This is a genomic window from Cytophagales bacterium (assembly GCA_033344775.1).
GTDB lineage: Bacteria > Bacteroidota > Bacteroidia > Cytophagales > Cyclobacteriaceae > JAWPMT01.
The window spans coordinates 366,380-386,229 of sequence record JAWPMT010000006.1; the positions used below are offsets into that span (position 1 = coordinate 366,380).

Genomic DNA, 19,850 nt, shown 5'->3' on the forward strand with positions numbered 1-19,850 from the left:
TATTCATCAAAGTACTCCTATGGATGGGAGCTATTCAAAAAGGAATTACACGGTATAATTCCATTCCCTCATTCCGCCCTCGAAGTTGAAAAGTACCTAAGGGTTGGAATTCATATGCGTCATTTTGTTTCAATGACCGAGTAAAGTCACCTGATGCTAAAAGGTCAACACCATGATCATTGCACAAACTTTGGATGCGGGCAGTGGTATTTAGTGTATCACCTGTAAAAACAATTTCCTTCTTAAGTAAACCAATTTCTCCAGTGGTCACATTTCCAAAATGAACACCCGCCTTAAACGTAGGAATAAGGCCATATTTATCCTGATACTTCGGTTGTAGACTTATTAAAACATCCTTCATCTTAAAAAAACAGTCTAACGCGTTGGTAGTGACCCCCTTATTGGTTTTCCAGGAAATTACGATTTCATCTCCTACATACTGGTATATTTCTCCGTCGTGAATAAGGATGGGATCGGAAATGTCTTCGTAATATTCTTTTAGCATTTGAAAGTACTTGATGTGACCCAGTTGTTCCGCATGCGTCGTGGAAGACTTCATGTCAAGAAACATAAATACCCTTTGCTCCGAGGTAGGTTGGTGATATTTTCCGGTGAAAAAACTGAGAGAGATGGAATGACCCATGTTATCACTCACTTCCTTATAGAACAGGCTGAAGATGATTGCCAGACCGTAATAACAAATGATAGTCCAGAACACAAAATTGGTAAAGAAGGATCTTAAAAAATTCCAGACTGTCGAGCTAAAGATTCCTACGTTTTGGCTAGTAGCATGTCCCAGGCTGATGATGATTACCGAGGCCAGAATAATCGTCAAAGTGTAAACGAACGATTTGAAAATAATTTTTTCATAAAAACGTCTGTTTCTAAACCAATTGTTGATGTAGAAGACATCAAATGATCCGATCAGAAGCCCAATCGCAAGAGAGGTGAGTACAGATATTAAAATATTAGAGTCGAAAGGATTTCCAGTGGATGGATAAACTGGATAATCTCCCAAAATTCCTTTTTCCAGGATGACATGTACCGCACTAAAAATGGCGGGAATGATTCCAAAAGGAAGGATCTGGAATAATGCTCTTTTTTGTTTAGCGGATATCAAACAATGAATACTCTAAGGGGGCTAAATCAATTAATTAAACTTTCTACGAAAGATATAAAGTTTAATGCTAGGAAAGGGTTTCTTCTTTAATCGAAGCTATCTAATAGTTCATCCACTGGCTTAGACCTTCCGTAGGCTGACTTGAGCCACAGAATAATAACAAGTCTCCGACTTGTCAAAAACCCAATGCCATCACTCATGTAGTATTTAGTATCTTTCAAAAAGCATCTCAGGAAACCCTTTAGTAGTTACCAATGAAAACAGAATCGACAATCATCCAAACGGCAGAATTCAATCCGAAGATCAAAGGCTATTTTTTAGTGTACGTGGCCTTTTTCTTAACCATTTCTGTCGCTGGTATTCCTTTATTGATTTTCTGGTTTTTGGGTATTGGGCAATACATGGGCAGACGGTTTTATAAAGGCTTAAAGTGCGAGCTGACGACAAGACACCTGAAGTTCAAAAAGGGGGTCCTGTTCAAAGTCGATAAAACGATTCCGCTGGAAAACATTCAGGACCTCACGTTCATTCAAAATCCCTTGTTGAATGTCTTTGACCTCCGCATCCTGAAAATCGAAACCGCGGGACAAAGTAATCCGCAAGGAAGTGACATGAAACTGGTAGGAATTGTCGATACGGAGAGCTTCAAGGAAAAGGTCTTGCTCCAAAGGGAATTACTAAAGAACGAAGAACGATCGGAAAGACCCTCTGCAACCAACAATGAACAAGTCATTGGTCTCTTGACTGAGATTAGGGATCTATTGAAGGAGAGATGAATAGGAGATAAAAGTGAATAACCTCAATTTTTGTCCGTCATTCCGGTCGGAACCTAGTGGAGTACCGCCAGGCGGCCCTACGGAATCTCATCAAATGGAACAACTACCTAAAATCGATAAGGTTATGGCAGATCAATTTTATCCGCTGTAAAATTCTATGCTGATATACAGATCGCCGGAAAGACGGAAAAAGAAACTGGCTTAAGTCTTCGTGACTGGCGCGACCTGGTCTGGCGCGACCCGGCCTTCCAGAGGTTGACTTGAGCCGCATATTAAAAACACGTTTCTGACTTTTTCGCGGTTTCCCGATAAATCAGGATAATTTTCTTGCCTCCACAATTGTCCCAAATTATAGGGAAGGAAGCTTTTGACTTACATGGAACCAAGATTTGCTTGAAAGTTCAAAGTAAATCACATGCAAGATCTAATAGCAAAAGCAGAAGAAAACGTCGGATGGGTCATGCTCGTCATTTTTCTATTTTCCATGGGGCTAGCCATCGTGGAGTTCATTTGGGAATGGCGACAAAAGAAACTCACCAGGTGGCGATTGAAGGAAATGCTTTCCAGCTTCATGGTGTTCATTCCTGCAGAACTCACTCAAAAGGCCGCCAACACCATATTCATTGGTAGCTTCTTTGTGCTCTATAACATCATTCCGTGGCACATTCCGGTCAATGGGTGGTCAGTAATAGCCGCCATACTGGTTATTGACTTTCTTTATTATTGGGAACATCGCTGGGAACACGAGATCCGCATCCTTTGGAGTTATCATTCCATTCATCATAGCTCCCCGATCTACAATTACACCACTGCATTGCGTGTATCCTTCATCGACAATTTCGTTACCTGGGTATTTTACCTGCCTGCCATTTTGATGGGTTTCCATCCCGTGATCGTCTTATTGGCCATTGCTTTCATTTTGGGTTACCAGTTTTGGATCCATACGGAACTCATCAGGTCCATGCCTGGCTGGTTTGAGTTTCTGTTCAACAGTCCTTCGCATCACCGGGTTCACCACGGCTCTGATGACATCTATCTCGACAAAAACTATGGCGCACTGCTCATCATTTGGGATCGGATGTTTGGCACCTTTCAAAAAGAGCTCCATCGTCCTACTTACGGATTGACGACTCCCATCGATACCATCAATCCGGTCAATGTGCACCTGTATGAGTACAAAGGCATTTTGAAGGATCTTCGAAAAGCACGCAACTTCAAAGAAGTCCTGGGTTACCTGTTTAAGAAGCCCGGCTGGAAACCCTCTAAATCAGCCACACTTCAAAAAGCATAGGGGCATGCAGACCTTCAAGGAATTGCTCACTGATTATCGGTGGGAACTAGCATTTGTTTTGTTTTTGATCTTGTTGGAGGCAGGGCTTTCAGTCCTGTTTCCGCTTTTTATTGGCTACGCGGTGGACGATGCAGTGAATCAGCAGTATCAAGGAGCAATACTCCTAAGCGGCTTAGGGTTAGCCACTTTGATCATTGGAGCCGGGAAAAGGTTTTTTGATTCTCGGGTTTACGCAAGAATCTACCAGGAATTGGGATTAACAATTGGAGCAAAACCAAAAGAACCTGTATCAAAACGATCGGCACATCTCGGGTTTTTGAGTGAAGCCGTGGAATTTTTTGAAAATTCACTTCCGGAGATCATCAATGGGCTCATTGCTTTAGTAGGGACGATTCTCCTCATTGGTTCCATGAATCAAACGGTCTTCATCGGGTGTATGGTTTCAATGATTTTGGTCATCATTGTGTATGGTGCAAGTCAGAAATACACTTTGAAGTACCACACTTCCTACAATGAGGAATTAGAAAATAGAGTAGACGTTTTGTCCCAAAACAGTCCCATCTCACTGAATTGGCACCTGCGTAAGGTCATGAAATGGAATATTAGGTTGTCCGACCTGGAAACCATCAATTTTTCCATCGTATGGCTGATCATGATCAGCTTTCTGGTGTTATCCATCTTCAATTCGGTAGATGGATCAGCGATGGGTCATGGAACCCTATTTGCACTAATTCTCTATTTGTTTCAATACATCGAGCAGGTCATGACTATGCCCATGTTTTATCAGGAAGGCATCCGGTTGTCGGAAATCCTACGGAGATTAAACAAGGGTTCTATTTCCGTTCAAGCCTGATCTTATATCCCTCATTTGTCTTTGATAGCACTTTCACTGTAAATGGCATGCCTTCAGAAAGTTCGTCCCCCACAATTAATGGAGCTTCCCAGGTCTCTGACAGTCTTTGCTTCATGACCTTGATAGGCAGTGAATGTGTCTTAATTTTGGTGTCCACGTGATAAATAAGTACACCTTCCGTGTAATCTGGATGAGGCTTTTCAGGCACTTCAATACAATAGAAACTAGTTTGATAAATACCGGATGTATACTCAGGAATGATGATCAGAGAAAATCCATTCCCTTTTTCATGCCGCAAGACCTCTCCCTCCCAGGATGACTCATGCAAGTATTTCATCTTCGTTTCCGATAACCAACCTAAATAGTATAATTCCCACAAAAGGAAGCGCATTGATCCAAGATCTGCCATGAGACTCCAGCCCCCAACCGCATTGGTATGCATAACTTTAGGATCATCATTATTCCTGTTTTCATAGTACAGATCAGGTAAGCCAAAAACATGTCCATACTCATGGATCATCGTACGATGATAATTGGGGTCTTTATAGACACCATTGCCAATTGAAATATTGGTTAAATACTGCGTTTTTTCATTGATGGAATAGCTTGATCCGGATACAGATGCCCTTACGTAATTGGGAATCTCTGGGAAGATGGTATGAGTGACGTCTAAATCAGAAAAATCAGTTTCCGTGTTCTGGCTCATGACTGTTTTTTTAATTTCGGGCCCGTTTGGCGCTTTGTCTATTACTTGTACCATTCTAGGATGACGCTTCCAGGATTTGCGGTAAACCATAGGAGCGAAATGCACAGTGCCTTTATTCCATTGATCGTAGAAAGCCTGAACCGAGTCCACTTTGGTTTCGGGGAAAATATCTTTTCCGGGGTACTCTTGGTAGTCCACGTAAAAAGTAGCAGCCCTGATCGTATCTAGGTCTTTTCTTCCTTTAAAGCTCTTGATTCCTTTGTGAAAAAAGGTTCCGGGCTTTGTATCAACCACTCTTCTATTCAGTTTATACTTTTTTGTTAAATAGTCGTGTACTTTCGAAATTTCCTGATCGGTTAGCGACTGATTGTATATCAAAATTTCAAAGATATTTCCAGCGAATCCACGCCTGAGTCCCGACCCGATCAACAAAGTATCCAATTGGTGCATAGGATACGGGTCAGCCAATGATTGAAACAACTTTTGATGCCCCATCCAACTTGTCGTACCTATCAAAGTATCCAGGCGAACGGTCAATATTTTTCTCTGATAATGATCTCCGGGTATCGCTTGATAAAAGTTGGTATAGCGCTCTTTACCCAGGTCCTCCTGTCGTCGATCATGGATTATCTGGAGGCTATTGGTACTTAATTTCTTACTTTTTTCCGAGTACCCATAAACCAATCGTGCATCTCCATCCTGCATGCCTGGCCCCAATCCATTGGCGGTGACTCCTGCATTGGAGATGAAATTTCCGTGGGGGGTTCCTTCAGGAATATCCTTACTAGGTTGATGAACCACGAAAATTGTGAAATTGGAATGATTGAGAAATGGAGTGGCAACTACCATACTCTGAGGGAGCATGTATTGCAAAGATTCCCTGTTGCTACTCGCAGGTGTTACTCTTTTTACACCGAAACTCAAAGAAGCTGTAGCAGACGCATCTTTCATCAATCCAGGTCGAAAATTGCTACGGTTCAGCACAGCAGATGCATGGTTTCCATTCCCTGACTGATCTGCCCAACGATCAACATAGTCGATGATTCCTGCAGGTGGTATAATCCCCCCACGTTCAACAAACATTTGCGCTCTTGCATTCAGCGGAGACGTTTGCAAACCCGTGTCTGCCTTGAGCCAAAGTTTCATGTGATCGGCTGGAATATCAATTCCCATTTTTACCAAGGAAGCCAAGAGTGCTGGGTTAGCCTTGTCCTCGCTGGGATTCGTTTTCTCAGGAGCCTTTTGAATAGACGAGGGCAGTGGTGGTAATTCCAGCAAAATCGGTTGATAATTATCGGGTGCTTCTCTTGTTAGCAATGTGGGGTCTTCCAATTGATTAGGAATCTTTTCTCCCAAACGATACTGACCCATGAGTGAATGCTGAATCTCGGTAATTTGGTCCTGGCTCAATGCGCGATCATAGATCAGTATTTCAGAGATAAGTCCAGTAAAATAGTGATCCCTTGTTTTATATCCGCCGATTGCCAAGTGCCGTAAGGCGATCAAATGTTCCTTATCCTGATCAGTGTTTCCTGAGCCAATCATCTCATCATTAACAAACACACGTCGCCCTTCCTGAGCGCTATGACTGAAGGTCATCAAAGTAGCTTTATTGGTATGGTGGCCATAGAGGTGAGCATCCAATTTATTCTCCCCGTGATATTGCGATGCTTTCCCCATATGATACCCAAAGCTTAATCCTTGATTACTGAGAGCTTCACCTCCGGTTAAGAGGAAGTTATTTTTGAGTTTTCGGTGATAATGATGCACCACGAACATGGTGTAATCCTTTCCTACTAGGAAAGAACCTTCTGTTTTCAAATAAGACTTGGAAAAATAAAGTGCGGGCTGGTTGTTGAGTCCTTGCGCTAAGTAAAGTGGTGAATATTGCCAATGTCTTTGATTCACATGACGATCATTGCCAGAAAGATCCTGCCATGAGGACACCCGGCCTTGGGTCACGTTCACGCCTGAATCTGCTCTCATCCAGAGCGCTAACCCTTCTTTAGGGATTTCGGCAAAGGTGATCGAATCACCATTATCGGCTTCTTTTCGATATTGCTCAGCCTCTTCTTCCCACACGACAGGTGTGGATCCATTTCTAGCCATTTCTTTGTCATCCACCACCAATGATGCGTCACCCAGTACCTCGTAAACACCCACACATTCACCGCTTTTGTCTTTGAGCATGAACCGATTGCCAATGACATGGTTAAATGTTTTTGATTCCGACGGAGGGATCACAAGAAATGGCCTTCCGGTTTTTCCTACCTCCGATCTCACGACATGAAGGGCTAATGGACCTTCGGTCTTATTTGTCATGGTGATTGCTCTACTCAGATTCAATGGCTCGAACTCCTCGTTACTGTAGGCACAATCAATCTTTAGGATGTCTTTACCTGTTGCCGGGTCTTGCCTGGCAATTTCCTTCAAAAACTTACTTTTGGATAACTCGACTTTGATATCGCCTATCTCATCATCGTTTATTCGCAAGGCTTGTATGCATGCTTCTGATCGAAAGTCTTTGATACACAAAGTAGCATTATTGAATACAAGTCCAATTTGAGACTTGCCAGCACGAATGATAAAAATATCAAACTCTTCCTGCTCGCCATTTTTGTAAACCAGTTTTACCGTCCTATTTGTTTTGTTGACAATGGTAATGGAGCGTTGGGACGTTCCGAAATAAGCTCTTTCCTGGTAATAAGCTTCACAAGAAATCTCTTCAAAAGACTGAGCAAGAGTGATTGAACACAACATGATCGTCAGAAGAAGAAGCAGTTCTTTTTTACACATATCCGTTGATCTCCCATTATGTTTATCGCTGTGTAAATTAAGTCGTATACGACAGATTCTTCCTAAATCTCAGCCCATCGAAATACACTATCAATGTGAACAAATGCTTATTTGCTACAGAGGTGTAAATCTACGGATCGGGGATAGTGGTAGCTAGAAATACCGTGAAACACGGATAGTCCCGGGTCGATCAATGATGGAATTTTGTTCAAAGCATTTTTAATCATGAACAGACCCGCCCTATCAATTTTGCTCTCCCTGCTGATTTGCCTGGGAGCCAGCGCCCAACTCAAGATCAAAAAGCCCAAAATCAAGAAGCCAAAGAAACTCAACATCATGGAAGGCATCGGCAACATGACCGGTAACCTGATGACAGGAAAAACCGACCAATTAGGAAATGTTTCCGTGAAGATCAATTACGTCAGTGGCATGTACTCTCCGGACATAAAAACCACGGAAGGAAAATACATTCCCGATGATGTACTTGAAGGAGATCACCTGGTGTATGCTTCTTTTTTCAAACAAGAAGGCATGGGACTGCTGGAACTAAAAAATGGTACAGTCATGGTCAATGGCGAAGCAACCACTTACCATGGCTTGGGTTCCTACGGTTATTATTTCAATTCCCTGCCGAATGAACCTGTACAACTGCAGTTCCAATCAGAAAATGGCGATCAGGCTTCCTTCAGGCTTTATCCCACGGAAGGCATTGAGATCCTCAGTGTCAATGGAGAAACGGCGCTGCCAATCCTGGACCTGGACAAGGACATTGAAGTGGAATATTACAATCCTCTGGGCACAGAAGGCACAACAGTAAAGGTGTCACTATTGACGAAGGTCATGGGTGTCCGTGCATTCAATCACTTTGCGGACTTTAAAGTGAAGGAAACTGGCAATGTGAAGGTGACCATACCCAAAGAGGCGCTGGCCAATCCGGAAATCGCCGGCCAATTGGATGTCGGGAATTTCGATCAGGGAGAAAACTACCTGGTCATGGAACGCGAGGTACTGACCGCCAGAGATGAATTTGATGAACATCAGGATCCGGGGGTAATTCCTTCGTTGGAAATCTTTTCACGGAGCTACGCAAGTTTTCCGGTGATCGTGAAAGGCAAGCAGGAAGATGGCCTGATGGTGAGCCTGAAAGTGCGTGGGCAGACCGAAGATAAAACCTTGCGTTATGACTTTTATAAGCCCAATGCAAACACCGGAATCCCTTTTTCTAAGGCTTCAAAGTTTGGGTTGGCTTCATTTACCATGGAAGCACGGACTTTCAGCCAGGAAACCGATGAGTCGACTTCTTCCTGGACGGTAGGCGGAACGCGATATACGCAAACCACGACGACCACTACTACCTTGGATTTCCCGGAACTGCCTGAAGCTTACTGGGAACAGACCATGGATCAGATCTATCAGGAAGTGGTGACTTTTTTCAAGACAGAATACAATGTTGATTTTGTACCGGTAGAGGATGTGACCAGTTCAGCGAATTATCAGACACTCTTTCCTCCCAAGGAAAAGATCAACGACAAGATCGTCAGACGTTCTTATAAAAACACCAGCCGTACCAGACCTCAGAGTTTTAGTGAAATCTTTGGTGGAGTGAGCAGCAATCAGACGGCCGATAACCCTCGTGTGAATCTGATGAAAGAGGCCGGGGATGTGGACGGTATGTTGTCCATGCACTTGTCGTTGGTCATATCAGCAAATAAGGAAGGAAACATTGTCATGCTGCCTTCATTATCCCTTTCCATTGCCGGCCGAGACGAATCTCGGGATGACAAAGAAGGCAAATACCTGGATGGCATGGTACAAAGAAAAGTAGGAGAACCTTATAATGAAGAACTCCTGAAATCCAACCCTGATGAATTACTACGGGTTTGTAGCGTATCACAATTGCTGCATGCCGCAAAATCAGGGATCGCTACTTTAAGAGCGAAAGAAGTAGAAATGGGATACGATCGTATATGGAGCATTGGGGAGTAGTATGATATATATAAATCTTCCATTGTCTTTGATAGAGAATTAGAAGGTTCTGTCAGATTGAGCCCGTCGAAATCGACCTAAATAGTGCACCTGCCTGCCGGCAAGGCATGGCTTCGACAGGCTCAGTGTGACATACTTTGTAATTATGACAAAGTAAGATTTGAAGATCATAAATCATCTAAAAGGGATTGATACTCTGCCAGGTTCGGGTCTGATTGTTCTCTGGCAAAATCGATCGCTTTTCGAAAGTTGGCTTTGGCCAACTTTTTTTTGTTGATGCCCTGGTAAGCCTGACCAAGTCCTGCATACATCGCAGCCGTAAAGCGGTCATCAGGATAGTCATTCAGGCCTTTTGTGAAGTGATCAATGGCGGGTTGATGTGCTTCATATTTTAGATAGAACTGGGCCAGTCGATTTTGCCAGTATGAGGAAGCGTACCGCCTTGTTTCCAATACTTCTGAAAATTCCTTCATGAAAAACTGGAAAGACTCGAAATTGTCCCGTTTCCAGGAAAGCCAGATCAACGTGTTTTTGGTCGCATCATCAATGTTAGGATCAAGTTCGAAACGTTCCCCTCGTTCTTTAAAATACTGCTCCAGATATGGAAGCCCTCCTTGTTCATGGAAATCCGAAATGCCAGCATAATCCTTGGAAGCGTAGTTGTGATAGAAGTGCCTCAACCCGAAATACATCGCATGATACGCCAGGGTTTCGTGCACTTCGGAATTGATCAATTGATATCTCCAATTGAGGTGTTCCAATTCATTGGCTTCCAGCGTTGCAACCATTCGTTTGGAATGATCAATGGTATAAATGTCTTTTTCACTGTTCGCAATGTAGGCGTATCGTTTTTGGCCCTCCGCTTTTCGAAAGTTGGTGAGCATTTCCTCAGTGACATATCCTCCATTGGAGTGGATGAAGCCATCAAAAGCCGGGTTTTCACGAAATAGCAACTCTGATACCATAAAAGAGGCTTGTTCCCAGCCGAAAACAACACTTTCTTTTTCTTTAATGCGGTAATTTTCGTTGATATAAGTGGGTAATTCCGTTCCTACGAATGTCACGACCTCTTCCCAGGAAGCATTGAATAAGCTATCCCGATAAGGGCGGTGCTGGAAATCGACCCCCACCACAATCATCTTGGGGAGGATTTTGTCACCACGTATGGTCTTCTGAATAGAAACGCCATTGAAAAAATACCAATGTGCGTCAATCACATAAAGTACAGGATAGCTTTTTTCTGTTGCGCCGTAATCATCAGGTACATATACCTGAATGGATTGATCTATTTTGAGCGCTTTTGAAGGAATCTTTAGCGTTTGCCAAGGCGCCTGCTGAGCAGTACCGGAAATAAAAACGGACAAAAAAAGTAGTGCGAAAAAGTAGCGAGACATCATTGGTTGGTTATTGATAGACTTAACTACGTTATTGAGGCGCTTTGGAGATTCATTCAGGTAATCGTTAACAAACCATTAACGTTTTTGAACCCTTTTCAAGATCAGCCCCTAATTTTGTCCTGTGGAAGAAATACTCATCAAAGAACTCTGGGCTGCTAGTACTGACCTCAAAGCTTGTCGAGTCATTTTGAAAGACGAACCTTTCCCGCGGGTAATTCATCCCTATGGTGTTTGCAAAACCTCGCGCGGTAAAATTGTAGTAGTTTGTAAACAAACAGCCGGGTTTACCAAAGCTGGCCGAACAGCAGGATATAGAAATCTGGGTATGCTCAAATTTCAGGAGGTTGAAATGCTGGAGGAATCTTTTGAACCTGCATCGGATTTCAACCCTGAGGATCCACAGTACGGCGAATGGATTTACCACATCTAGGCCATATTACCCCGACCATCAACATCCATTGAATATTATTCGCATATCGTATTAACTTTAGTAGATGCGAACTTCCGTCTTACTTCTCTTTATCCTTTTTGCAAGCACGCTTTCCGCCCAATCCCTGATCGGTGCCTGGGAATTCGAAGAAACCACAGATACGGGACAGAAGCTTACTGTAACTGTTATTTTAACTGAAAGTCATCAGGTAGCCACCTGGTATGATGCCGAAACAGGTGCTTTTGTTAAAACCAATGGTGGGTTTTGGTCCATGGATGGAAATACCGTGACTGAAGTGATTGAATTCGACTCAGAAAACAATGAACGAGTCGGGAGTGAAGTTTCATTCGAAGTAGAATGGGATGGGGATAATAAAATGCGGATTTTGGGCCGAGAAACATGGCTTACACGAATTGATGATGGCGCAACACCCGGCGCATTAGCCGGGGCCTGGCTCATGTCCGGCAGAAAAAGAAATGGCGAGGGTGATGTACAGTCCCGAGATACCTCACGCCCTCGGAAAACCATGAAGATACTTTCCGGAACGCGCTTCCAATGGATCGCTTACAATACCGAGACCAAGGAATTCAAGGGAGCGGGTGGTGGAAACTATACAACAATTGATGGCCGATACACGGAAAATATCGAGTTCTTTTCAAGAGATGATTCTCGTGTGGGCGCCTCACTTCCTTTTAATTATGAGCTGGTGGATGGTGCCTGGCATCACTCTGGCAAAAGCAGCAAAGGTGCTCCCATTTATGAAGTGTGGTCGTTGAGAAACAATTGAATGAAATCCCTTTTTGCATCACAGTGACTGATTTCAGAAAACCCGAATTCTGAAATCATCGGTCGTAGTATTTGTAGTGAATGAGTAGATAAGAAACTATATCAGGTCATTTTTTATTAATTCCTGAAAGGTTAATTTTCCGATTTACAAAATGCTAATGACATGCCACTTCGTATTGCTACCGTACTTTCCTGCCTTTTTGTTTCACAACTCCTTTTCGCACAATCATCGTATGAGAAGGCATTTCAAAACTTTGATATAGCCGATTCCCTTTCTGAGCATTCGGAAAAATTTGACCGGGTACACGATCTCCTCGACCAGGCGAGGACCAGCTTTTCAGCCATGGATAGCATGAAGATGGTTTTTCAGTGTGACTTTCTGAAGGTAAAAGCCCTTTTCACTGCCGGAGAGCTTGAAGCATGTATTTCCATCAGTAAAGAAGCTCAGGAGATAATCACCGATGGTCCCCACGATACTTTAAGAAGTTATCACCAATACTACCGAGGAATGAGTCACTTTAACGCTCGTCAGTACGTACAGGCAGGTGAGGAGCTTTCGAAATTAGAAGCCATCATGCAAACTCCAGTGGAAGACCAAAAATTCAGGATCGAATCGAAGCGGTATTTTGCGATGACTCAGACTTTCTTACAACAATATGATGAAGTAGCCGCAGGATATCTGGATGCAATGGAGCTCTTGGGGCAATTACCGGATTCCAAATACAAAGTGGAGACCAGCATAAAGGTTTTGGACAAATTAGCGACTAATTACATGCAAATTGGTGCCACCGATAAGGGATTCTCCGCGTTACAAGAGGCGCTTTCGCTGAATAGCAAGTTTGAGGAGTTTTACAGTCCTGCTACGGAAGCTTTGATTTTGAATACTTACGGAGCTACCTATATCAGCCTTGGTTTCCGTGCAAAAGCCCGGGAATACTTTTTACAATCACTGGAATTGAATAATGAGGATTTCAATGTCTGGAATAACCTGGCCATTACTTACAAGCATGAACAGAATTATGAAGAAGCAGTTTCTATTTACAAAGAATTGCTGGGCAGAGACCTGAATCAAAGACAGTTTGCCCTGATCAGGAATAACCTGGGAAGTGCTTATGTAGAAATGGGGGAATACCAGAAAGCGCTGGAATATTTAAATGAAGCCGAGCAAATGAACCGGCAGCTGAACCGACGTTCTAGCCTTATTATCACACTTGCGCTCATGGGCTTAAGCTATCATAACACCAATCAATGGGATAAGGCAGAATCCAGATATCATGAAGCAAGGGAGCTCATCGGATCAAATAGTCCGGAGATTTCGTTCATGTCCAGTCAAAATTTTTGGTCCATGAAAGACACAGCCCAGGCCATCAATTACGCAAAAAAAGCGGTTTTCAAATCAGACTCTACTTTTAATTCTCGAACAGTTAGTGCTTCTCATTTCAGACAAACAATGGAAGGGCAACGATGGCTCATTGAATTATACGATCACCTTTCTCACGACCAACCGGAAGTCCACAGACAGGAAATAGTTGAATTATGCCGAAAAGCACATCAATATTTGACGTCTTTCAAAGACGCCTATCATGGCCCTGTCTTAGAAATAACCGATGAAAGCCTTTTTTTATACGAGCAGGGTATTCGCAATTCGATGCTACTTGCCAACAAAGCAGGAAGCACAGAACCGATTAGCACGGCATTTTTATTCAGTGAATGGAGTAAGTTTCAGGCACTGGGAGCTGAATTACAAATAAAGAATGAGCAATCTAAATACAATCTCCCTACAGAAATTCTGGACCTGGCAGCAGATTTGAAATCCAAGGAAAATGTGCTGAAATCCCAAATAGAAAACAGTGCAAAAGACACTGCCCGAACCGCCTTTTATTCAAAGCAATTATTCATGAACAGAAAAAGTCAGGATTCGCTTTTGAACATTATTAGGACGAACTACCCGAGGTACAATCAGCTTCGATATGGAAACAAGGTATTAAGCGCTAAGGAAATCCAGGGTAAACTTTCCCCGCATGAAGCATTCATTGAATACTTTCAGGGGGACACCACCTCTTATGTGTTTACCGTCACGAAAAGCAACCTACAGGTACAACCCATCGAATTAGATACTGATACCCTGATTGCACACTTTAGAGATTATTTCAAGCCAGAAACCTTTTCGAATGATATCACATCATTAAATGAAATTTCTCACCACATTTATCGAAGCTACGTAGCTCCTGCTTTAACACCCCTTGATCCTTCGGTTACCGAACTTATTGTTGTTCCTGATGGTAGCTTGGCCTACATTCCCTTTGACATACTATTGACCGAGAATGCTCCCGAAGCTCAAGACTGGTCCTATTTGATCCATCAGTATCAGATTCACTATGCTTATTCAGCTTCTTTGTATTTTAATGAGTTTAGCTCTTTGAGTACCAATAATGAATACCTGGCATTCGCTCCGGAATATCCCGAAAGCCCGGAAGATACGCTTTTCAATAGCCGTCTGGGTAGATTTAGAAATCAAGTAACCCCGCTGAAGCATAACAAAGCCGAAGTAGATTTTATCGGAACGCAGTTTCAGGGATTAGGCTTTTTTGGTAAAGCTGCGAATGAGGAGAATTTCAAAGAACACATTGGTCAATATGGCGTCCTTCACCTTGCCATGCATGCCGTACTTGACGATGAAGATCCCATGAATTCCAAGCTTGTTTTCACACATTCAGAAGATACCCTGGAAGATGATGTGCTTTATGCCTTTGAGATCTATAATATGCAAATTCCAAGCCAGTTAACCGTGCTCAGTGCATGCGAAACCGGTTATGGGAAGCTTGCAAAAGGAGAGGGTGCTTTAAGCCTGGCCCGTGCTTTCTCTTATGCTGGAAGCCCAAGTGTAATCATGAGTCATTGGCCGGTAGATGATCAAACCACTGCTCAATTGATGCAGCACCTCTACGAATCTTTAGCTGATGGCAAACCCAAGAGTGAGGCACTAAGAGCTGCTAAGCTCGAGTTCCTTAAAACAGCACATCCCGCTCAGCAACACCCGTTCTTCTGGGGAAGTTTTGTCGTGATGGGAGATGACACACCCATATCATTGAAAAAGAAACATGAGCCTATTTATTACGTTATTGCGAGCTTATTGATCCTGGCAATGATCACTTTTTGGGTCGTGAGAAGAAGAAAATCGCTGGCCGTTTAATGAGTACCGGAAGCCTCTAAAGTTGCCGAAAGTGTTGGATCACTTGATCAAATCCTTTGACCAGCATCGTTCCGCGGTTCATGCGATTACTCAATACAGGCTCACGCTGAATACCAATACAAGTCAACCCGGCGTTGAGGGCTGAGGTCATCCCATTAGGACTGTCTTCGAAAGCAACAATTTCTTCTTTTTGCAAGCCGAGTCCGGCCACTCCTTTGAGGTAGGGTTCGGCATGCGGCTTCACGTTTTCAACTTCATTGTGACTGACCAGCACTTGGAAGCGATCATAAAGATTGAGCCTTCTCAGGGTCAACGAAACATCTCTTCTACCACTTCCGGTCACGATTCCCAATAAGCAACCCCGTTCCTCAAAAAAATCGATCGCTTCCAGGGCATGGGGCATCAATGGAACGGCCTCTTTTTCCAACATTTCGCTGGTATGCACATCAAAAGCATTGGTTACTTCCTCTGGTGTGGTGGGCAGGTTCAATTCTTTGATAAAGTCAGGACTGCTCTTCGAAAGCGGAATACCTGCCATCTTTTGGTTGTAGTATTCCATGTCGATTTCCACGTTGAAGTCACGTTTGAATAAATCGCGGGCACTGCGAAAATGAAACGTTTCTGAATCCACAAGTGTGCCATCAAAATCGAAAAGAATTCCTTTGGGAAATTGCATGCGTTTTGTTTTTTGCGAAGCTAGGAAAAAGAAAACTGGAGAACGCTACTGATCATAAAATCATAACTTAGAAGCGTCTATATCTAATCAAAGATCATGGAGCCAATACTTAAATTTTTTGGAAAAGACCTGGAAGAGATCACAATGATGGAATGGCTGGCAAGTAAACCCGAGATACTTCAGCCGATTGCCCTCAAATGGTTCGAGATCGTCAAGTCCTGTGGTCCTGATGTGCAAGATATCTTTCACGATGGCTACCCGATTGGATGTGTAGAGGATGCCCCTTTTGCTTATGTCAATGCCTATAGCAAGCATGTCAATCTAGGATTCTTTTATGGAGCGGATCTTCCCGACGAAAAAGGAGTCTTAGAAGGCTCTGGCAAACGAATGCGACACATCAAACTTAGGCCGGGCGAAGAACAAGATGAATCGTACATCAAATTATTGATCAATGTGGCCTATGCCGATATCAAGGAAAGATTGGTCCTTGAAAATCGCGGCTGAGATAAACAAAAAAGGTGCCTTGATCAGGCACCCTCTGTTATTTTCTAAAAGTTCTTGCTTAAATCGGAACGTTCACGTGTCTTTCGGCGTGATACGATGATCGTACCAATGGTCCGGACTCCACGTATTTCAAGCCTCTTTTCAGGCCTTCTTCCTTATACGCTTCAAATTGATCCGGGTGAATGAACTCAGCCACTTCGATGTGCATTTTGGTCGGCTGCAGGTATTGTCCCAGTGTAAGGATATCCAGTCCATTTTCCACCAGGTCATCCATGGCCTTGTGTACTTCATCCTGCGTTTCTCCCAATCCTAGCATAATACCTGATTTGGTGCGCATTCCGGCATCTTTGGTACGCTGAGTTTGTTCCAGACTTCTGGCATATTTCGCTTGTGGACGTACCCTTCTGTAAAGTCGCTCTACCGTTTCCATGTTATGGGAAACTACTTCCTGACCGGGCTCAATCATTCTCGCCAGTGCTTCCCATTTGCCTTTCACATCGGGGATCAGCGTTTCAATGGTGGTTTCAGGGCTTAGTTCCTTCACATTGGCTACAGTTTGGTACCATATCTCTGCTCCGCGATCTTTCAATTCGTCACGGTTGACACTGGTGATCACCGCATGCTTTACACCCATGGTTTTGATGGCTTCTGCCACTCGCATGGGCTCTTCCTGATCATATTCCGGTGGTCTCCCTGTCGCTACAGCGCAGAATGTACAGCTTCTGGTACACACATTACCAAGGATCATGAAGGTGGCCGTTCCGGCTCCCCAGCACTCACCCATGTTTGGGCAATTGCCACTTTCGCAGATCGTATGGAGTTTATTCTCATCGACGATCTTTCGAACTTTTCTATATTCTGGCCCAACAGGCAACTTCACTCTCAGCCAGTTTGGCTTTTTCTTCCGCACTTCCTGTGCTTCGACGGTGGGCAATTCTATCATGATTTCTTTCTGTCTATTGGATTTCCGGGGCGCTATTTTCTGGAGCCCCAAAATAAGGTAAAGAATCCCGAAGTATACAGGGCACTGTTATTCTGTGTAGGCACAAGAATGATTTCCCTGGTAAATACTTCAGCTGCAAGACCGATTTCCAGCCCTGCTACATTTTTTCGAAATGTTCCGAATTCGAAAATTACGGATGCCTTTCCGTTCATTCCCGGAACGATCTTTGACTCCCCAAGTCCCTGCAACAATTTCCCGGAGCCTTGAATGGCGTTCGGACTGGTGTGTCGGTTGGGGTCGTAAATTTCACTTTCTCCTCCACTAAGTACATAATAGGGTGCTTCTAAACCAATGGACGGACCGGCAGCAGCCAATACGTTGATCTGCACACCTTGTTGAGGTGCTTTTCTGAACATGATTCTTTCTACGCCATATTGCCCCCGGAGGGCATAGAGAAAATTCTGCTTTCCAAAAATGAAAGAAGTACCAGTGGTTTGAGAAATATAGCGTTGCTCCTTTGGATGTTTCACATTAAGGATGTCGAAACTGATCGTCCGATAGGTGTTTTCTTTTGATCTTCTGGACCATTTGAGACTCAGTCCTCCGATCAACCCGGAGTTTGTATTCTTATTGATGCCCCAGGTAAATTCTCGGCTGTAATCAAATTCCTCTTCTTCGATCTGCCCCAAAGCCAGTAATGGAGACAAAAAGAGCACCATCAGAAGTTTGTGATTCAATTTTAGCATAGGAATATTCGCATTCATACTACAAACGCATTTACAAAATTAATGGTTTGATCATGCATATAAAATCACTACCTGTTTTTATCTCTATGTACCAGCCTGGCAGCAAACAAGGGTCTATTTCCTTGATCCCCAAAAAAGTGTAAAAAACGCCGAAGTATAAATTGCCCTGTTGGCATGTGTGGGTACAATGATGATTTTTCTGGAAAACGCTTCTGCTGCTAATCCCAGTTCCAGGCCTACCACATTTTTCCTAAAGGTTCCAAACTCAAAAAGCACCGATGATCTGACATTGAGTCCTGGAATCAACTTTGACTCTCCGAGCCCCTGAAAAAGACGGCCGCTACCCTGAATAGAAAATGGAGAGGTATGTAAATTTGGATCATACACCTCTGTAGAACCTCCCGCCAAGACATAGTATGGGGCTTCTATTCCCAAACTTGGCCCTCCGGCCGCATTAACATTGATCTGAACCCCCTGTTGTGAAGCTTTTCTAAAAATGATTCTTTCTATGCCATAATGACCTCTGATCGAGTACAGAAAGTTCTGTTTGCCGAAAATGAAGGAACTTCCCGTTGGCCCCTGAGGGACTCTTAATTCTTTGGGGTGCTTAACATTCAGTACGTCTAATCCGAAAGTGCGATAAGTCTGGTCTCCTGATTTACGTGCTAGTTTAAAACTGAAGCCACCAATTAAACCTGAGTTCGTGTTTTTATTGATGCCCCAGGTAAATTCTCGACTGTAACCAAATTCCTCCGTGTCAATTTGTCCTAAAACCACCATCGGCACCAAAAAGACGAGCAGTAGAAGTTTGTGATTCAATTTTAGCATAGGAATATTTGCACTCATACAAGTAACATATTTACAAACCATTGGTTGATCATGCATATAAAATCTTACTACACTGGAGATTTAAGAACTGAGGCGCAACACCTGAAGTCCGGGACCCAAATCATCACTGATGCCCCCGTGGACAACCACGGAAAAGGAGAGTCGTTTTCCCCAACCGATCTGGTGGCCGGTGCCTTGACTTCCTGCATGATGACCATTATGGGCATTGAAGCCAACAAATTAGGGATTGATATTCGAGGGATTTCAGCTGAAACGACGAAGATCATGTCGGCAGACCCAAGGAAAATCTCCAAAATTCGCATCGCTTTCTCCTGGCCTGAATGTAACCTGAGTGAGGAACACATTCAACACCTGAAAGAAAAAGCGTTGACTTGTCCGGTAGCGTTGAGTTTATCAGCAGACCTCTCGCAAGAAGTCAGTTTCGATTTTTAATGCTGTTAAAACACTAAAACAAGGTTAGCCGTTCACTACCTTATTCAGTGATTGGTAATCGACACCAAAATGTGAGGCGTCATGAATGGACTCCCCGTTTTTGATCACTAGTACTTGTGGTGATTGATGGGGAACGCCAAACTTCTCAGCAATTTTGTTGGATATGTCTCTGAATCTTATCAGGTCCAAATAGAAAATCTCAGAGTTTTTCATCTCAGATTCATCCCAATTGCGCTCCAATCGATTGAGGGTAGCGGCACTGATCGAACAACGGGTGCTGTGTTTAAACAAGATCACTGGCTTCTCTTCAGACAAAGTGGTCACTTCATCCAGGTCCTCTACTTTTTCTAATCTATTCCAGTTCAT

At 43.4% G+C, this 19,850-nt stretch carries 17 protein-coding genes; 9 read left to right on the forward strand and 8 right to left on the reverse strand.

Translation table 11 applies throughout. From position 1 onward, the window contains the following. Positions 1-34: 34 nt before the first annotated feature. Positions 35-1,120 carry an adenylate/guanylate cyclase domain-containing protein gene (locus tag R8G66_31365; GenBank protein MDW3196918.1) on the reverse strand — a complete coding sequence of 362 codons (1,086 nt, stop codon included), beginning with the start codon at positions 1,118-1,120 and terminating at the stop codon, positions 35-37. A 254-nt stretch (positions 1,121-1,374) separates the two neighbouring features. On the opposite strand from R8G66_31365, the gene R8G66_31370 reads away from it, so the two are divergent. The 3 genes from R8G66_31370 (at position 1,375) to R8G66_31380 (ending at position 4,040) form a co-directional block, all read left to right on the forward strand. Continuing rightward, positions 1,375-1,896: a PH domain-containing protein gene (locus R8G66_31370; GenBank protein ID MDW3196919.1), complete on the forward strand. Its 522-nt coding sequence runs from the start codon at positions 1,375-1,377 to the stop codon at positions 1,894-1,896. 415 nt (positions 1,897-2,311) lie between these two features. Then, positions 2,312-3,187, forward strand: a complete 876-nt coding sequence (locus R8G66_31375; protein ID MDW3196920.1) for a sterol desaturase family protein — start codon at positions 2,312-2,314, stop codon at positions 3,185-3,187. Positions 3,188-3,191: 4 nt separating this feature from the next. Beyond that, positions 3,192-4,040 carry an ABC transporter six-transmembrane domain-containing protein gene (locus tag R8G66_31380; GenBank protein ID MDW3196921.1) on the forward strand — a complete coding sequence of 283 codons (849 nt, stop codon included), beginning with the start codon at positions 3,192-3,194 and terminating at the stop codon, positions 4,038-4,040. Here R8G66_31380 and R8G66_31385 read toward each other — a convergent pair. Next, positions 4,021-7,542, reverse strand: a complete 3,522-nt coding sequence (locus R8G66_31385; GenBank protein MDW3196922.1) for a LamG-like jellyroll fold domain-containing protein — start codon at positions 7,540-7,542, stop codon at positions 4,021-4,023. The two genes, R8G66_31380 and R8G66_31385, sit on opposite strands and share 20 nt — an antisense overlap. Positions 7,543-7,767: 225 nt before the next feature. Between R8G66_31385 and R8G66_31390 the strand changes: the two genes are divergently transcribed. Beyond that, entirely contained in the window at positions 7,768-9,528 is a 1,761-nt protein-coding gene (locus R8G66_31390) for a hypothetical protein (protein MDW3196923.1), read from the forward strand. A gap of 167 nt (positions 9,529-9,695) precedes the next feature. On the opposite strand, the gene R8G66_31395 is transcribed toward R8G66_31390, so the two are convergent. Next, positions 9,696-10,925, reverse strand: coding sequence for an alpha/beta hydrolase-fold protein (locus R8G66_31395; protein ID MDW3196924.1), 1,230 nt, complete (start codon positions 10,923-10,925; stop codon positions 9,696-9,698). 121 nt (positions 10,926-11,046) lie between these two features. Between R8G66_31395 and R8G66_31400 the strand changes: the two genes are divergently transcribed. The 3 genes from R8G66_31400 to R8G66_31410 all read left to right on the forward strand — a co-directional run bounded on the left by R8G66_31400 (position 11,047) and on the right by R8G66_31410 (position 15,334). Further along, entirely contained in the window at positions 11,047-11,355 is a 309-nt protein-coding gene (locus R8G66_31400) for a hypothetical protein (GenBank protein ID MDW3196925.1), read from the forward strand. 64 nt (positions 11,356-11,419) lie between these two features. Continuing rightward, the gene (locus tag R8G66_31405; GenBank protein MDW3196926.1) at positions 11,420-12,142 is read left to right on the forward strand and encodes a membrane or secreted protein; all 723 of its coding nucleotides are present in this window, start codon (positions 11,420-11,422) and stop codon (positions 12,140-12,142) included. Between the two features lie 162 nt (positions 12,143-12,304). Next, positions 12,305-15,334, forward strand: a complete 3,030-nt coding sequence (locus R8G66_31410; GenBank protein ID MDW3196927.1) for a CHAT domain-containing protein — start codon at positions 12,305-12,307, stop codon at positions 15,332-15,334. 16 nt (positions 15,335-15,350) lie between these two features. Here the strand turns inward: R8G66_31410 and R8G66_31415 are convergent, their stop codons facing one another. Beyond that, positions 15,351-16,010, reverse strand: coding sequence for an HAD family phosphatase (locus R8G66_31415; protein MDW3196928.1), 660 nt, complete (start codon positions 16,008-16,010; stop codon positions 15,351-15,353). 96 nt (positions 16,011-16,106) lie between these two features. Here R8G66_31415 and R8G66_31420 point away from each other — a divergent pair, with 96 nt between their 5' ends. Next, positions 16,107-16,514 carry a DUF1801 domain-containing protein gene (locus R8G66_31420; GenBank protein ID MDW3196929.1) on the forward strand — a complete coding sequence of 136 codons (408 nt, stop codon included), beginning with the start codon at positions 16,107-16,109 and terminating at the stop codon, positions 16,512-16,514. 58 nt (positions 16,515-16,572) lie between these two features. On the opposite strand, the gene lipA is transcribed toward R8G66_31420, so the two are convergent. The 3 genes from lipA to R8G66_31435 all read right to left on the reverse strand — a co-directional run bounded on the left by lipA (position 16,573) and on the right by R8G66_31435 (position 19,049). Continuing rightward, entirely contained in the window at positions 16,573-17,457 is an 885-nt protein-coding gene (lipA, locus tag R8G66_31425) for a lipoyl synthase (GenBank protein ID MDW3196930.1), read from the reverse strand. Between the two features lie 32 nt (positions 17,458-17,489). After that, on the reverse strand, positions 17,490-18,221 hold the full coding sequence (locus tag R8G66_31430) for a hypothetical protein (protein ID MDW3196931.1): 732 nt from the start codon (positions 18,219-18,221) through the stop codon (positions 17,490-17,492). A 96-nt stretch (positions 18,222-18,317) separates the two neighbouring features. After that, complete coding sequence (locus R8G66_31435; protein ID MDW3196932.1) at positions 18,318-19,049, reverse strand: hypothetical protein; 732 nt, start codon at positions 19,047-19,049, stop codon at positions 18,318-18,320. Positions 19,050-19,082: 33 nt separating this feature from the next. Between R8G66_31435 and R8G66_31440 the strand changes: the two genes are divergently transcribed. Beyond that, the gene (locus R8G66_31440; protein ID MDW3196933.1) at positions 19,083-19,484 is read left to right on the forward strand and encodes an OsmC family protein; all 402 of its coding nucleotides are present in this window, start codon (positions 19,083-19,085) and stop codon (positions 19,482-19,484) included. A 24-nt stretch (positions 19,485-19,508) separates the two neighbouring features. On the opposite strand, the gene ytxJ is transcribed toward R8G66_31440, so the two are convergent. After that, entirely contained in the window at positions 19,509-19,850 is a 342-nt protein-coding gene (ytxJ, locus tag R8G66_31445) for a bacillithiol system redox-active protein YtxJ (GenBank protein ID MDW3196934.1), read from the reverse strand.